Annotated in this window: 15 protein-coding genes; 4 read left to right on the top strand and 11 right to left on the bottom strand. The window is 57.1% G+C overall.

Going from position 1 to position 14,788, the window contains the following annotated elements; all coding sequences use genetic code 11:
• Positions 1–104: 104 nt before the first annotated feature.
• A complete protein-coding gene (locus tag IE151_RS09395) occupies positions 105–701 on the top strand; it encodes a GNAT family N-acetyltransferase (protein WP_189489729.1) in 597 nt (198 codons plus the stop codon).
• A 76-nt stretch (positions 702–777) separates the two neighbouring features.
• Positions 778–3,606 (top strand): EAL domain-containing protein, encoded by a 2,829-nt coding sequence (locus tag IE151_RS09390; RefSeq protein WP_189489777.1) that lies wholly within the window; start codon positions 778–780, stop codon positions 3,604–3,606.
• A 28-nt stretch (positions 3,607–3,634) separates the two neighbouring features.
• Here IE151_RS09390 and IE151_RS09385 read toward each other — a convergent pair whose 3' ends face one another.
• A complete protein-coding gene (locus IE151_RS09385) occupies positions 3,635–4,243 on the bottom strand; it encodes a YqgE/AlgH family protein (RefSeq protein ID WP_189489728.1) in 609 nt (202 codons plus the stop codon).
• Between the two features lie 143 nt (positions 4,244–4,386).
• Between IE151_RS09385 and IE151_RS09380 the strand changes: the two genes are divergently transcribed.
• Both IE151_RS09380 and IE151_RS09375 read left to right on the top strand, forming a co-directional pair.
• The gene (locus IE151_RS09380; RefSeq protein ID WP_189489727.1) at positions 4,387–5,196 is read left to right on the top strand and encodes a protein-disulfide reductase DsbD domain-containing protein; all 810 of its coding nucleotides are present in this window, start codon (positions 4,387–4,389) and stop codon (positions 5,194–5,196) included.
• Positions 5,197–5,235: 39 nt separating this feature from the next.
• Entirely contained in the window at positions 5,236–5,721 is a 486-nt protein-coding gene (locus IE151_RS09375) for a peroxiredoxin (RefSeq protein WP_189489726.1), read from the top strand.
• A gap of 33 nt (positions 5,722–5,754) precedes the next feature.
• Here IE151_RS09375 and rnhA read toward each other — a convergent pair whose 3' ends face one another.
• The 10 genes from rnhA to coxB form a co-directional block, all read right to left on the bottom strand.
• Positions 5,755–6,198, bottom strand: a complete 444-nt coding sequence (gene rnhA / locus IE151_RS09370; protein ID WP_189489725.1) for a ribonuclease HI — start codon at positions 6,196–6,198, stop codon at positions 5,755–5,757.
• Complete coding sequence (locus IE151_RS09365; RefSeq protein WP_189489724.1) at positions 6,195–7,184, bottom strand: homoserine kinase; 990 nt, start codon at positions 7,182–7,184, stop codon at positions 6,195–6,197. Before IE151_RS09365 ends, rnhA begins: the two co-directional genes overlap by 4 nt.
• A complete protein-coding gene (gene ispH, locus IE151_RS09360) occupies positions 7,184–8,209 on the bottom strand; it encodes a 4-hydroxy-3-methylbut-2-enyl diphosphate reductase (protein WP_189489776.1) in 1,026 nt (341 codons plus the stop codon). The genes IE151_RS09365 and ispH overlap by 1 nt, the downstream gene beginning before the upstream one ends.
• A gap of 110 nt (positions 8,210–8,319) precedes the next feature.
• Complete coding sequence (locus tag IE151_RS09355; protein ID WP_244636679.1) at positions 8,320–9,084, bottom strand: SURF1 family protein; 765 nt, start codon at positions 9,082–9,084, stop codon at positions 8,320–8,322.
• Between the two features lie 81 nt (positions 9,085–9,165).
• Positions 9,166–10,050 carry a cytochrome c oxidase subunit 3 gene (locus tag IE151_RS09350; RefSeq protein ID WP_189489723.1) on the bottom strand — a complete coding sequence of 295 codons (885 nt, stop codon included), beginning with the start codon at positions 10,048–10,050 and terminating at the stop codon, positions 9,166–9,168.
• Positions 10,043–10,672, bottom strand: a complete 630-nt coding sequence (locus tag IE151_RS09345) for a cytochrome c oxidase assembly protein (RefSeq protein ID WP_189489722.1) — start codon at positions 10,670–10,672, stop codon at positions 10,043–10,045. The genes IE151_RS09350 and IE151_RS09345 overlap by 8 nt, the downstream gene beginning before the upstream one ends.
• Before the next feature lie 88 nt (positions 10,673–10,760).
• Positions 10,761–10,943, bottom strand: a complete 183-nt coding sequence (locus tag IE151_RS09340; RefSeq protein ID WP_189489721.1) for a hypothetical protein — start codon at positions 10,941–10,943, stop codon at positions 10,761–10,763.
• The gene (locus IE151_RS09335) at positions 10,933–11,868 is read right to left on the bottom strand and encodes a heme o synthase (RefSeq protein ID WP_189489720.1); all 936 of its coding nucleotides are present in this window, start codon (positions 11,866–11,868) and stop codon (positions 10,933–10,935) included. The genes IE151_RS09340 and IE151_RS09335 overlap by 11 nt, the downstream gene beginning before the upstream one ends.
• Positions 11,869–11,956: 88 nt before the next feature.
• Positions 11,957–13,600, bottom strand: a complete 1,644-nt coding sequence (gene ctaD / locus IE151_RS09330) for a cytochrome c oxidase subunit I (RefSeq protein ID WP_189489719.1) — start codon at positions 13,598–13,600, stop codon at positions 11,957–11,959.
• Positions 13,601–13,636: 36 nt separating this feature from the next.
• The gene (gene coxB, locus IE151_RS09325) at positions 13,637–14,524 is read right to left on the bottom strand and encodes a cytochrome c oxidase subunit II (RefSeq protein ID WP_244636678.1); all 888 of its coding nucleotides are present in this window, start codon (positions 14,522–14,524) and stop codon (positions 13,637–13,639) included.
• Positions 14,525–14,788 lie beyond the last annotated feature (264 nt).

Here is a 14,788-nt window from a genome sequence, read left to right as displayed (position 1 = left end):
GCGTCGGCAACGCGCGGGTAACTTCTTTGCGTTATCCCATCCGACGCCTGACAATCCCAACATGCGCCGGAGCGTTCGCGTTTCGAAAGGAATGGTGAAGGCGCATGCTCGAATGGCTAGTAGAACGGGCACCTCCCCTTTCGTTGACAGGCGGACGCCTTATCTTGCGCAGCCCGCAGAAGGGCGATTATGAGGAATGGGCAACGTTAAGAGCGGAAAGTCGCACATTTCTTGAACCTTGGGAGCCTAGCTGGGCGGCAAACGAGCTCGATTATATTACCTACCGAACAAGATTAAGGGCGATCACGCGCGAGGCCAAGAAAGGCCATGCCGTTGCCTTTTTTATCAGGAAAAGGTCGGACCTTGACCTCGTCGGGGGCATCACCTTGAGCAATATCAGATATGGCGTCACCCAAGCCGGTTCGATCGGATACTGGGTCGGTGCAAGACATGCAGGCCAGGGTTACATGGTCGATGCAGTAGAACTGTTGGTATCCCACGCTTTCGGCAAGCTCGGCTTGCACCGGCTGGAAGCAGCCTGTATCCCCTCTAACAGACGATCCATGCGGGTTCTGGAGAAATCCGGCTTCCAGAAGGAAGGATTGCTGCGTTCCTATTTGCGCATCAATGGCGAATGGCAGGATCACTTTTTATATTCCCGGGTCGCGCCTACGCATCCGGACCTGGCGACGAGAGGCTGATTTGGCTGAACGAGCATTCTTCCGCATCCTTGCTTCCTGGCTGGTCGCGATTGCTTCGCTGATCGCCACTGCGGGTATGGCACAGGCACTGGAACCCATCGTCATCACTCCTGACAGCGCGGCGCTCGACTTGACACAGGCTGTCGAGATCTATCGCAACCAGAGCGGCAGTTTTCAGGTTTCCACGGCTCCTGGAGAGGACGGTATCGTTCGGCGTATCGAAGTGGAGCCGAAAGACCAGCAGTCGAACGGCAACTGGGCCGTGTTCGCACTGGCCAATACGAGCGACCAGCAGCTCGACCGCCTCATCGTTGCTCCCCATTTTCGCCTTGTCGATTCAGGACTTCTGAAGCCTGACCTGGGTTCGCGCCGCATCTCGACGATTACCCCTTCCGAGGGTTTCGCCCTGGATCGTCAGAAGAGTGCCGATGCAGACGTCTTCCTGCTGACCATAAATCCGGGCGCAGTGGTTACGTTTGTTGCTGAAATGAGCGCGTCAAACCTGCCGCAGATCTATTTGTGGCAGCCGGATGCCTACAAGGATTCCATCAACTCCTACACACTCTATCGCGGTATCGTCATTGGCATTGCAGGGCTGTTGGCGCTTTTCCTGACCATTCTTTTTGTTGTGCGCGGTACGTCGATGTTTCCCGCAACTGCGGCGCTTGCATGGTCGGTTCTGGCCTATATATGCGTCGATTTCGGCTTTCTTAATCAAGTGATGGAGATTGCGCCCGGCAATGAACAAATATGGCGCGCAGGTGCGGAAGTCGCCCTGGCAACGACCTTGATGGTCTTTTTGTTCACCTATTTGAATCTGAACCGGTGGCATGGCCATTTCAGTTATGGCGCAGTGGTTTGGACGGCGTTTTTGTGTTTGATCGCCGGCTTCGCAGTATTCGAGCCGAACCTGGCCGCAGGTCTTGCACGTATTTCGATTGCCGCGACCGCCTTGCTTGGCCTCGGCCTCATCGTCTATCTCGGTTATCAGGGCTTCGACCGAGCTATTATGCTGGTGCCAAGCTGGCTTATGGTGCTGACCTGGCTCGGCGGCTCCTGGCTGGCGATTTCCGGCATTCTCAACAATGATATCATCCAGCCCGCGCTCGGTGGCGCGCTCGTTCTCATCATCCTGCTGATCGGCTTCACCGTTATCCAGCATGCCTTTACGGGCGGCGCGCTTCACACTGGTCTGTTCTCCGACATGGAGCGTCAGGCCTTGGCGGTGACCGGTGCCGGCGACATCGTATGGGACTGGGACGTTGCGCGCGACCGCATTGTCACGCGACCGGATATTGCTGCTCTGCTCGGTCATGAACAGAACGAGCTGGTCGGACCGGCACGCGACTGGTTACCCATGCTGCACCCCGATGACCGCGACATCTTCCGCAGCACACTGGACGCACTGATCGAGCAGAAGCGCGGGCGGCTCTCTCAGTCCATCCGCATGCGCGGCGCGGACGGCCATTATCACTGGTATGCGCTACGTGCGCGCCCCGTCATGGGCTCTGATGGCGAAATCATCCGCTGCGTCGGCACGATGATAGACATTACCAAGCAGAAGCAGGCCGAACAGCGCCTCCTGCGCGACGCCGCGCATGACAATCTGACCGGCCTTGCCAATCGCGAAATCTTCCTCAACCGCCTCGACGCGACGATTACCGTCCTAAAATCAGGCGCGACGGCGCGCCCGACACTGTTCGTCGTCGACATTGACGATTTCAAGCGCATCAACGATCAGCTCGGCATCTCGGCTGGCGATACGATTCTGCTGACGATTGCGCGCCGCCTGCATCGTATCCTGCGTCCCAATGACAGTCTGGCGCGTCTCTCCGGTGACCAGTTCGCCTTGATGCTCCTCTCTGAACAGGAGCCTGCGCGCATCGCAGCCATGGCGGATGCCATCCGTCAGGCGATTCGAGCACCAATCGTCTTCGCCAAACGCGAGGTCGTATTGACGCCTTCAATCGGCCTGATCACCTGGACACAGGCGCTGACCTGTGCCGAGGACATGCTGAAAGATGCCGAACTTGCCATGCATCAAGCCAAAAGTTCAGGCGGCGACCGTATCGAACCGTTTCGTCCGGCCTTCCGCAGTGCGGGCAATGATCGTCAGCAACTGCAATCCGATCTCAAACGTGCCATTGAGCGTAAGGAATTCTACCTTTCCTACCTGCCGGTCTATCGCATCGAAGATCGTTCGGTCGCGTGCTTCCAGACCATCCTCCATTGGGACAATCCGCGGCGCGGACTGATCGAGGCTCATGATTTCCTGCCGACCGCGCTGTCTTGCGGCATGGCACCGTCCTTGCTCAAGACCATGATGCAGGGCGCCGCCGATGATTTATCGCAGTGGTCCCGCCAATCTGGCAATATACCGCTTTCAGTTTCGGTCAAGATCGGTGCATCCGTGCTGCTGCGAGACGAACTGGTCAATGATGTGCGCTCTGTCATTGCGCGGGCCAATATCAAACCCCGTGCATTGCGCCTCGAAATTAACGAGGCTGATGTGATGGAAAATCCCGAACAGATTGCACAGGTACTGATGCGCCTCCAGCAGATGGGCGTGGGTCTTACACTCGACCGCTTCGGTTCCGGCAACTGTTCTCTTGCCTATATAACGCGCCTGCCCTTCGACACTTTGAAGATTTCACCGAACTTCGTGGAGCTGGATGCAAACAAGCGTGTCATTCTGCTGCGTTCGATGGTCAATCTTGCGCATGAGTTAGGCCTCGCGGTCATTGTCGAAGACGTTGCCAATGAGGCTGATGCGCTGCATCTGCGCCAGATGGGCTGCGAATATATGCAGACCACACAGGCAGGCAATACGCTGCTTCCCGCAGACGTGATCCAACTATTGCGCGAGGGTCTTCAGCCGGTGGTGCCGGAAAAGCAGGCGAGTTAATTCCCCTGCTGCTGGCTCTGCGAGAGCGTCAGGCGTGGCCGGTTGTATTGCTCAGGCGAGCAGGATCGACATTCAGCTTATTGAGCGCACGCTCATAGACCGTTTCAACGGGACTATCGAATAGAAGATCATCTGTCGCGGGACATACCAGCCAGCCATTATCTGCAATTTCCTGCTCGAGCTGCCCCGCGCCCCAGCCAGAGTAGCCGAGCGCCATCAGCGCTTGCTTCGGGCCGATGCCCTGCGAAATCGCCTTCAGAATATCGACCGTCGCCGTCAACGCGATCGTGTCGGACACTGCGAGGGTCGAGTCGGTCGCATAATCCTGGCTGTGTAGCACGAACCCGCGCGATCGATCGACCGGTCCACCATTACGAACGACGAGGACACGCGCCATTTCGGGCAGTCGGATGGCATCCTCCTGCTTGACGAGACCAAGCTGAACCAGAAGATCGGAAAATCCCACACCCTGCGGCTGGTTGACGATCAGCCCCATGGCTCCGTCATCGGAGTGCGCGCAAAGATAGACGACGGCGCGCGAGAATCGCTCATCCAACATGCCGGGCATGGCAATGAGGAAGTGACCGTCGAGAAAGCCGGGTTCGCCGGATTTCATATTTATGATGTGTTGATCCATGATCGAAAGGCTAGCCTCTTTCACCAGTCAAGAAAAGCCGAACTATCGTCAATAGTACTGGTTCCTCAACGCCGTACGGCTCTCACACGAAAATGAAGCGATTTTGCTTTCCAATTGAAGCAGAAGGCAGGCATAAATTGACCATGACTAAAGTCTTTTTACCCGTCGCGCTTTCGCTGTTTTTCTCAACGCCCTTCCTTCAATCGGCCCATGCGGGTGCAAGCGGCTGGTTCGAGACCGAAGGCGCGAGGATCCGCCTACTCGCCTCTCGCTCAGATACGCCTGGGGTGGTACGCGGTGCGCTGGAAATCGAGCTTGAGCCGGGCTGGAAAACCTACTGGCGCGACCCGGGCGATTCAGGCGTGGCTCCGGAAATCGACACCAAGCCCGCCCCGCACATTGCAAATGTTGAGATCGGTTTTCCTCCGCCAAAGCGTTTTGAGGACAAATACGGTGATTGGGCCGGCTACAAGGAGCGTGTCGCGCTGCCTCTGACCTTCACGATGAGGCCCGGGCAGCGTGGCGACATCGCCGTGCACTTCTTCCTCGGTGTCTGTCAGGACATATGCGTGCCTGTAGACGGCCAACTGGCCGTTCCAGTCACCGAGCTTGAAAACCTGCGTGAGACTCTCGCCATCAACCGCGCCTTTGAGGCTTTGCCAAAAAAGGCGAACGAGGACTTTTCGGCGCGAATCGATAGGCAGACCGAGAACATGCTCGACATACGACTGGACCTTCCCGAAGGTGATACGAACGCCGTTCTCTTCGTCGCCGGGTCCGATGGCTATCGACTGGCCATGCCCGAGAAAAAAGCCGAGGCGAGCCACATGTTTTCTGTTGAGATTCTCGCGCGCCCGGATGAAACTCCGAGTGGACCGGGTCTTGCCTATACGCTGGAAAGCGAGGGCAACGCCGTCGCTGGCTACCTACCATACCCGGTCCCGCACAAGTAAATTCATCTGGCGTGCGCCAGTTCATTTCGAGGTTAGACCATGACCATTTCCGTCGGCGAGAAGCTCCCCGCTGCAAAATTCAAGACCCCGGGCGCAGACGGCCCGCAGGAAGTCGACACTGCCGAACTTTTTGCCGGGAAGAAGGTGGTTCTGTTCGGTGTTCCAGGCGCGTTTACGCCCACTTGCAACAATAATCACCTGCCGGGTTATCTCGATAATTTCGACGCGATCAAGGCCAAGGGCGTCGATACCATCGCCGTGGTCGCCGTCAACGACGTCTTCGTCATGAAGGCTTGGGCCAAGCATACAGGTGCTGAAGGCAAGATCGTATTTTTGGCCGATGGAAGCGGCGATTTCGTCAAATCTGTTGGCCTCGACGCTGATCTTACCCCTCACGGCATGGGCGTTCGCTCCAAGCGCTTCTCAGCAATCGTAGAAGACGGCAAAGTCACAGCACTCAACATCGAAGATTCGCCAGGACAGGCCGTCGAATCGGGTGCCGCGCATCTGATCGAGCAGCTTTGATAGAAAAAGGCGGGATCATCTCCCGCCCTTTCCTTATGCAGTCTTTTTGAACGGTTTCATGCCCTCGCGCGCCAGTTCGTCGGCACGTTCGTTTTCCGGATGTCCGGCATGGCCCTTTACCCAATGAAAGCTCACCTTGTGCCTGGCGCGCGCCTCATCGAGCGCCTGCCATAGTTCGCCATTCTTCACCGGCTTCTTGTCGGCGGTCTTCCAGCCATTACGCTTCCAGCCGTGAATCCATTTTTCGATGCCGTCCATGACATATTTCGAATCTGTGTAGAGATCGACTTCGCACTGCTCCTTCAGCGCACCGAGCGCGGAAATGGTAGCAAGTAGTTCCATGCGATTGTTTGTGGTCAGCGCCTCGCCACCATTCATCTCGCGCACATTGTCCTTGTAGCGCAGAATGGCGCCCCATCCGCCCGGGCCGGGATTGCCCGAGCACGCGCCGTCGGTGAAAATCTCGATCTTCTTCATGAAGCCGCTGCTATGCTTGCAACCGGAGTCCAGCCATATTCTTTCGCTGAGCGGATGTGACGATGAGCGCGTAGCTTGCGCATATATTCCAGCGGATCACGCTTTTTGACCAACGGTCCGTCGGGAATATTGAGCCAATCATAAAGACGTGAAAGCTGGAAACGGAGAGCTGCGCCGCGCACGAGAACCGGCAGCGCCTCAACCTCGATCTCCTCCAGCGGACGCACCGATTGATAGCCCGCAAGCAGAGCAACACCCTTCGTCAGGTTGAAGGAGAAATCCTTCTCGAAACACCACGCATTCAGGCAAATCGCAATATCATAAGCAAAAGCATCATTGCAGGCGAAATAGAAGTCGATCAACCCTGAAACCTGATCGCCCAGGAAGAACACATTGTCTGGAAAGAGATCGGCATGCACAATGCCCGAGGGCAGATCGCCCGGCCATTGCGTGTCGATAATCGACATCTCGCGATCAAGCTCCTCCCGGAGACCTGGTTCCACCGTATCGGCTTCCTCTCGCGAGCCTTCCCAAAGACGATGCCATTCCGGCACGCCCATGCTGTTCGTACGCGCCATCGGGAAGCTTGAGCCGGCAATGTGCAGATTAGCCAGAGCTGCCCCGACAGCGCGGCAGTGCACAGCCGCAGGCTTCCGTAGCCACATACCTTCCAAAAAGGTAATGAGCGCCGCATGCCGCCCAGCCAGCTGGCCGACCAGCGCACCATCCTGGCGCGCGACAGGCAGTGGGCATTCTACGCCAGATTGCGCCAGATGCTGCATCAGCCCTAGAAAGAACGGTAGATCATCCGCATTCACGCGCTTCTCGTAAAGCGTCAGGATAAAGGAGCCGCCGGTCGTGTGCAGCAGATAGTTCGAATTTTCTGTACCTTCGGCAATACCCTTATAAGACAGGAGATCACCTACAGGATAGCTCGTCAGAAAGGAGGAAAGCTCTTCCTCGTTCACATCCGTGTAGACCGCCATCAGGCTGCTCCATTGAAATAAGCCATGTCCTGACGCGTCAGTTCCACATCGCGCAACGCGCGCATGACGGGGAAGTTTTCTGTCTCTTTTGCCGTGATGGCGAGGTCGAGCGTGACGTCAAAGCGGTCACGGAAACCGTTGATGATTTCGTCAACGAGAATTTCCGGAGCTGACGCACCGGCAGAAAGGCCGAGCGTCGCAATGCCCTCAACCTTCGACCAGTCAATATCAGCAGCCCCTTGCACAAGCATGGAATCCTTCGCACCGAAACGCGTCGCCACTTCGACAAGACGCATGGAATTGGAGGAGTTCGGCGCCCCGACGATAAGAAACATATCGACGCCAGGAGCTGCTTCCTTCACTGCGTCCTGACGGTTGGTGGTCGCATAACAGATCGATTCAGCTGCCGGAGCATGCACGTCGGGAAAGCGCGTCATCAAGGCCTTGAGAATCGCCTCCGTATCATCGACCGATAGAGTAGTCTGCGACACGAATCCGAGTTCCTGCCCCTCTTCGCGCTTGAGATTGGCGACATCTTCCTCCGTCTCGATCAGGGTCACCGCGCCGTCTTCCAGCTGGCCCATCGTACCAATTACTTCCGGATGACCGGCATGACCGACGAGAAGCACATGACGTCCCAAGCGGTGGTGACGGATCGCCTGCTTGTGGACCTTGGAAACCAGCGGACAAGTTGCGTCAAGATAGAGAAGGTTGCGCGCTTGAGCGTCGCGCGGCACCGATTTCGGCACGCCATGAGCCGAAAAAACAACTGGAGAATCGATATGCTCGGCTGGAATTTCGTGCAGTTCTTCTATGAAGACCGCGCCCATCGCCTTGAGACCTTCGACAACGTATTTATTGTGCACGATCTCGTGACGAACATAGACCGGTGCACCATACTTCTTCAGCGCCAGAACGACGATCTGAATGGCGCGGTCGACGCCGGCGCAAAAACCGCGCGGTTCGCACAGTCGGATCGTGAGTGGCGGCTTAGAGGATGCGTTCGCGGGAACTGATTGTACCATGTCGTCCATTCTTTCAGTTCCCTGGGAGATGAAGGCTTGCCCCCCGTCTGTCAAGGGAAAGAGGCGTGATCAAGACCTGTGGTTGCATTTAGCCCAGGTCTTATGCGCTTTCAGGAGGCCAATCGTGTTCTTCGGATTGAAGCCACCAGCCAGAATATCAGCATGATAGTCAGCGTCGCAGCAAGTCCATACCAGGTCAGTGCATATTGCAGATGGCTGTTAGGCAGATCGACAAGAGTAACGCCGCCCACGGGATAAAAAGGTTCGCCTTCGCGGGCGCGCTCATCGACGAAGAAGGGCAATGTGCGGGACGGATCGAGGCCAGCCTGCTCCACCATCACTACCCAATCCTTCCAGTAATACAGGTTCTTGGACGGGTCGTTTTCAGGAACGATGAAGGAAGGCTTTTCGGGCAGACGATTGCGTGCAAGACCGATGACTTCCACCGCGCTCCCTACAAGTGTTTCCGGTCGCGTCGTCTGGTCCTTCAACGCATAGGGAACGAACCCCCGATTGACGATCACCGTGCGTCCGTCAGTCAGTATAAGTGGCGTATAAAGATAGAAGCCGCTTTCTCCTTTATGGGTGGCGAAGAAATGACTTTCCTGCGTGTGATCGAACGTGCCGTGCAGAACGACCGGCCGATATTCGATATCCTCGCCTTTTGCATAAAGCATCTCAATCTCGGTTAGACTTGCAGGAGTATCGCTTGTCCGCGCCTGAATATTGGCGAGCAGCCCTTCCTTCCACGCCAGACGCTGCACCTGCCACGTACCGAGCGACAGAAGTGCTGCCATCACCAGCCCGTAGACGACGAACGTGAAGACAAGGAGGCGCTTGTTGAGGGGGCGGCCGCTATCGGTGGACATGCTCATACTTTACTTGCGCTCTCGCCCGCACAGCTCAGGCCACAACCTCCGATCGAAAGCGAAGGCTGGGCGCAGAGCGAGATGCGATCAATGCGTGGCAATCGTCGCGCCGAATGATGCCCAGACGTAGATCGAGGCAAACAGAAAAAGCCAAACGACGTCGACGAAGTGCCAATACCAGGCAGCGGCTTCGAACGCGTAATGGCGTTCCGGAGTGAAATGGCCCTTGATTGCTCGGATCAGACAAACAGCCAGGAAGATCGTGCCGATGATCACATGGAAGCCGTGAAACCCCGTCGCCATGAAGAAGGTCGCGCCATAGATCGAATTGGCGAACTCGAACGGAGCATGGGCATATTCATAATACTGGACATAGGAGAAAAGCACCCCGAGCGCGACGGTGAGCGACAATCCGGCAATCACACCCCGGCGATCATTATGCAGCAACGCGTGATGCGCCCAGGTTACCGTTGTGCCTGAAAGCAGCAGAATGATCGTATTATATAGAGGTAGATGGAACGGATCGAGCACCTCGATACCCTGGGGCGGCCAAGTCCCACCGGTGAATTCCGCGCGCGTTGCCTGCGTTGCCTCGCCAGGGAAAAGGCTGGCATCGAAGAAGGCCCAGAACCAAGCGACAAAGAACATTACCTCGGAGGCGATGAACATGATCATGCCGTAGCGCAGGTGCAGGAGCACCACTGGCGTGTGTGCGCCTTCCTGCCCCTCCTTGATCGTGTCCGCCCACCAGGCGTACATAACGTAGAGCATCAGTGCCAAGCCGATGGCGAAGATGTACCAATGCGCGGTTGCAAAATCGAAACCGAATAGAGGCAGCGCGCCGCCTTTCAGCGACTGCATCCAGGCCACGCCGCCGATTGCCATAAGGAAGGCCGCGATGCCAGCCATGAACGGCCAGGGGCTGGGATCGACGAGATGATAATCATGGTGTTTGGTATGCGCGTCAGCCATTGTTGCCCTCGACCTTTCGGTGTTCCTCCTCACCTTCTCCCAGCTTTGCCGAATTTGCCTGCGGCTTGTCCCTGTCCAGCGGGAAGAAGGTATAGGACAATGTGATGGTGCGGATGTTTTTCAGTTCCGGTGCATTGATAATATCGGGATCAACGAAGAACACGACCGGCATGTCGAGCGTTTCGCCCGGTTTCAGCTCGGTATCGGTGAAGCAAAAACACTCGATCTTGTTGAAATAGGCGCCGGCCAGTTCGGGCGTCACATTAAAGGTCGCTCGCCCGGAAGTCGAATAAGAGGCCTTGTTCTGCGCCTTATAGGCGATCTGCACCGTTTCGCCGAGCTTCAGCGTCACGTCGCGCTGCACCGGCGCAAAATCCCAGCCTAGCCCGCCGGATGTATTCGCGTCGAAGCGGACCGTGATTTCGCGATCCAGTATGGTATCGGAATATTGTTGCTCTGCGCGCTGCGTCGTGCCGCCATAGCCGGTCACCTGACAAAATAAGCGATAGAGCGGCACGGATGCGAAAGCGAGCCCCACCATGGAGAAGAAGATGGTGCCGCACATCAGCGCCACCCGCAGGTTGGACCTGTCGGTGGAAGACGCATTGCGCATGTTGCTCATCTCCTCCCTCCCCGCAGCAATTTCGCTCTTTCGAACGTTCTATTGCTCAGTCTCTCGCTATTGCGACCCGACTTGCCGGTTCGCTGGTTTACAGTGGCCTCTGGAACAGCTCCGGTCCAAATTTGACGATTGTGGCGATATAAAAAAGGACGACCATGGCAGCGAGCGCGAGTGCAATGGCAATGGACCGGCTGCGGCGCGCCTTTTTCTGCGCCTCCGTCAGCACCACTTCCCCTTCACTTTGCGTATGCTCCACCCGCTTATGCTCCATAGAAACGAACCACGACGCTTTCGACCAGATATACGGCGAAAATCGCCGACAGGTAGACAAGCGAAAACTTGAACATCTTCTTGGCGGGGACCATCTGCGTATCGCTGTCAGGCATACGGTAGACGGCAATCGCGCGATAAATGAACCAGGCACCAAGAGCGAAGGCCAGGAAGCCATAAAAGGCGCTGCGATATCCCAGCAGCCACGGAGCTACGCCCAGCGGTGCAACGATCAGCGTATAGACAAGGATCTGCAGACGCGTTGCGGCATGACCCGCAACGTTAGGCAGCATCGGCACCCCGGCGCGCCCGTAATCGTCCGATTTGAACAGCGCCAGTGCCCAGAAGTGCGGGGGGGTCCAAAGGAAGATGATGGCAAAAAGGATAATGCTTTCCAGGCTGACGCCGCCTGTAACCGCCGCCCAGCCGATCATAGGCGGAAAGGCACCGGCCGCGCCGCCGATAACAATGTTCTGCGGCGTCGAGCGTTTCAGCCACATCGTATAGATGACGACGTAGAAGAAGATGGTGAAAGCGAGAAACGCGCCCGAAAACCAGTTGACCAGTGTTCCAAGCGTCAGCACAGAGAGCGCCGAGAGCACCACGCCGAATGCAAGCGCATCGCTGCCGCGAATGCGGCCGCTGGGAATCGGGCGCCTTGACGTGCGGCTCATCACGGCGTCAATATCGGCATCATACCACATATTAAGAGCCCCTGACGCACCGCCACCAATGGCGATCATCAGAATGGCGATGAAGCCGATGAACGGGTTGATCGATCCCGGAGCGGCCAACATGCCGACAATCGCAGTGAATACCACGAGCGACATGACGCGCGGCTTGAGGAGCGAAACATAGTCGCGCGCCATCGCTTCCGAAACCAGTCCGGAATTGTCTGCGTGATACTGTTCATTCACAATGGTCATCGGATAACCGTTTTCTTGTCTCGTTTTGCCGGCTCCTCCTCCGGCAATTGTTTAGTGCGGAACGCTCCGCCCGGCAAGGCGAATGCACCTAGCGGACGTGCGGCAAACGTTCCCACTGATGGAACGGCGGCGGCGAAGAAAGCTGCCATTCCAGCGTCGTTGCGCCCTCGCCCCATGGATTGTCACCCGCCAAACGCTTGCGCGAGAAGGCCTCGGCGACGGAAATGAGGAAGATCAGGATCGAGAACGCGGAAATGTAAGAACCTATCGATGAAACGTAGTTCCAGCCCGCATAGGCGTCCGGATAGTCGATGTAGCGACGCGGCATGCCAGCCAGGCCGAGGAAGTGCTGCGGGAAAAAGACGAGGTTCACACCGACGAACATGACCCAGAAGTGGGCTTTCGCCAGAAACTCATTGTACATATAACCACTCATCTTCGGGAACCAGTAGTACCAGCCGGCGAAGATGCCGAACACCGCTCCCAGCGACAGCACGTAGTGGAAGTGCGCCACGACGTAGTAAGTGTCGTGGAAGGAGCGGTCGAGACCGGCATTCGCAAGCTGCACACCGGTGACGCCGCCGACCGTGAACAGGAAGATGAAGCCAATAGACCATAGCATCGGCGCACGCATCTGAATGGAGCCGCCCCACATTGTGGCGATCCACGAGAATATCTTCACGCCGGTAGGGATCGCGATCACCATCGTGGCGAAAACGAAGTAACGCTGCGTGTTGAGCGACAAGCCGGTCGTGTACATGTGGTGCGCCCACACGACGAAGCCAACCGCACCGATCGCCACCATTGCATAGGCCATACCCAGGTAACCGAAAACCGGCTTCCTGGAGAAGGTCGAGACAATGTGACTAACGATGCCGAAGGCCGGCAGGATCATGATATAGACTTCCGGGTGGCCGAAAAACCAGAACAGGTGCTGATAAAGAATCGGGTCGCCGCCGCCATCCGGCGTGAAGAAGGTCGTGCCGAAATTGCGGTCGGTCAGGAGCATTGTGATGCCTCCTGCCAGAACCGGCAGCGACAGGAGCAGCAGGAAGGCGGTCACGAGAATCGACCAGGCAAAGAGCGGCATCTTGTGCAGTGTCATGCCGGGCGCACGCATGTTGAAAATCGTGGTGATGAAATTGATCGCACCGAGAATCGATGATGCACCCGAAATGTGGAGCGACAGGATTGCAAGGTCGACTGCGGGACCTGGCATGCCGGAGGTGGAAAATGGCGGGTACAGCGTCCAGCCGCCGCCTACACCGTACATGCCGGCCGGACCCGGCACGAACATGGAGAGCAAAAGAAGCATAAAGGACGGCGGCAGAAGCCAGAACGAGATATTATTCATGCGCGGGAACGCCATGTCCGGCGCACCGATCATGATGGGCAGCATCCAGTTGGCGAAACCACCGATCAGCGCGGGCATCACCATGAAGAAGATCATGATCAGGCCGTGCGCGGTCGTGAAGACGTTGTACATATGGCGGCCGGCCCCAATGGCAGCATCGCCATCTATCCCGTAGACCATGCTGGCAAGGCCGTGGAAAATCTGGACACCCGGCTCCTGCAATTCGATGCGCATCATCACGGACAGGAAGCCGCCGACGATGCCCGCGATTATCGCGAAGATCAGGTAGAGCGTGCCGATGTCCTTGTGGTTGGTGGAATAAACCCACCGTGTCCATCCGGTCGGATGATCGTGGCTATGTGCTGTGGCCTGCGCCATATTCAGCTCCGTTGCTATGCTTCACATCCGACGAAGTCAGTTGCCGGCGTCGGCGACGTTCGTCTCACTGTCAATCTTTGCCTGCAATGCGCGGTTTGCACCCGGCACATCTGTCGCAGCACGCGCTACCCACTGTTCATAGTCAGCTTGCGGCACGACGTGGATCGCGATAGGCATGTAGGCATGGTCCTGTCCGCATAATTCGGAGCATTGACCGTAGTACATCCCCTCCTTCTGCGCCTTGAACCAGGTTTCGTTAATGCGCCCCGGCACCGCATCGGTCTTGAGGCCGAAAGCCGGCAGCGCGAAGGCATGGATCACATCGCTTGCCGTTACCAGCAGACGCACCGTCGTATTCACCGGCACGACCACTTCATTATCGACCGCAAGAAGACGGGGATAGCGCCCCCGGTCTTCCTTGCCTGCATCGGCGCGCGCATTATCCGGCAGCAGAGCCGAGTTGAAGGAAAATGTTTCCCCGACCTGATACTCATAGTCCCAGTTCCACTGGTTCGCCGTCGCCTTGATTGTCAGCGCCGGCTCTTCCGGAGGGGTGTATTGCGAGGTAAGCAGAGCGAAGGACGGTACAGCCAAGGCGAGAAGAATGAGAACTGGCCCCACCGTCCAGATCACCTCGATCGTTGTATTATGGCTCGTGCGCGAGGGAATCGGGTTGCGCTTCTCGCTGTAGCGGAACATGCACCAGCCAAGCAACGCGAGAACGAGCAGGGTAATCGGAATGATAAACCAGAGCGTATAATGCTCGAACCAGGTAATCTCGTGCATGATGCCGGTCGCGGCTTCCTGAAACCGAGCCTGCCAAGGCGTTGGCTGGTCTGCCAGTGCGCCGCCGGTGCCAGCCAAAAGGGCCAAGGCGATTGCGGTGCACAGGCGAGACGGGCGTCCCGCTAAACTGTTCATCATCCCTTCTCTCTCCCCTTCCGCCGCGTGTTTCTCGCGGCGTTCAAACGCGTGAGCTGTCGGGAGCATGCTTTCCCAACCACGCCTCACTTGTTCAAATCATACTGCGGTTCGCTCCGCAACAAATCAGCTTGCTTGCCCATGCGGCATATTTGCGCGCACTCCTCCGGGCAGACCAGTGATCTTATTCACAACATAAGCCTATTCAGCATGCACATTCGAGCACAATCGCACAATCATCCGTTTCTGCTTGCGACTCCAGGCCGC

This window comes from Limoniibacter endophyticus (assembly GCF_014652835.1).
GTDB classification, from domain to species: Bacteria; Pseudomonadota; Alphaproteobacteria; order Rhizobiales; family Rhizobiaceae; genus Limoniibacter; species Limoniibacter endophyticus.
Note: the sequence above shows the minus strand (reverse complement) of the source record. Positions and strands in the feature narration are given on the sequence as shown.

What these genes read in the sequence shown, in the direction of transcription:
- IE151_RS09385 (WP_189489728.1), bottom strand. Translation starts at nt 4,243, where the DNA reads ATGGATCAACACATCATAAATATGAAATCCGGCGAACCCGGCTTTCTC.
- IE151_RS09355 (WP_244636679.1), bottom strand. Translation starts at nt 9,084, where the DNA reads ATGAGCATGTCCACCGATAGCGGCCGCCCCCTCAACAAGCGCCTCCTT.
- IE151_RS09345 (WP_189489722.1), bottom strand. Translation starts at nt 10,672, where the DNA reads ATGAGCAACATGCGCAATGCGTCTTCCACCGACAGGTCCAACCTGCGG.
- ispH (WP_189489776.1), bottom strand. Translation starts at nt 8,209, where the DNA reads ATGGTACAATCAGTTCCCGCGAACGCATCCTCTAAGCCGCCACTCACG.
- IE151_RS09390 (WP_189489777.1), top strand. Translation starts at nt 778, where the DNA reads ATGGCACAGGCACTGGAACCCATCGTCATCACTCCTGACAGCGCGGCG.
- IE151_RS09380 (WP_189489727.1), top strand. Translation starts at nt 4,387, where the DNA reads ATGACTAAAGTCTTTTTACCCGTCGCGCTTTCGCTGTTTTTCTCAACG.
- IE151_RS09365 (WP_189489724.1), bottom strand. Translation starts at nt 7,184, where the DNA reads ATGGCGGTCTACACGGATGTGAACGAGGAAGAGCTTTCCTCCTTTCTG.
- IE151_RS09375 (WP_189489726.1), top strand. Translation starts at nt 5,236, where the DNA reads ATGACCATTTCCGTCGGCGAGAAGCTCCCCGCTGCAAAATTCAAGACC.
- IE151_RS09395 (WP_189489729.1), top strand. Translation starts at nt 105, where the DNA reads ATGCTCGAATGGCTAGTAGAACGGGCACCTCCCCTTTCGTTGACAGGC.
- coxB (WP_244636678.1), bottom strand. Translation starts at nt 14,524, where the DNA reads ATGATGAACAGTTTAGCGGGACGCCCGTCTCGCCTGTGCACCGCAATC.
- IE151_RS09335 (WP_189489720.1), bottom strand. Translation starts at nt 11,868, where the DNA reads ATGACCATTGTGAATGAACAGTATCACGCAGACAATTCCGGACTGGTT.
- rnhA (WP_189489725.1), bottom strand. Translation starts at nt 6,198, where the DNA reads ATGAAGAAGATCGAGATTTTCACCGACGGCGCGTGCTCGGGCAATCCC.
- IE151_RS09340 (WP_189489721.1), bottom strand. Translation starts at nt 10,943, where the DNA reads ATGGAGCATAAGCGGGTGGAGCATACGCAAAGTGAAGGGGAAGTGGTG.
- IE151_RS09350 (WP_189489723.1), bottom strand. Translation starts at nt 10,050, where the DNA reads ATGGCTGACGCGCATACCAAACACCATGATTATCATCTCGTCGATCCC.
- ctaD (WP_189489719.1), bottom strand. Translation starts at nt 13,600, where the DNA reads ATGGCGCAGGCCACAGCACATAGCCACGATCATCCGACCGGATGGACA.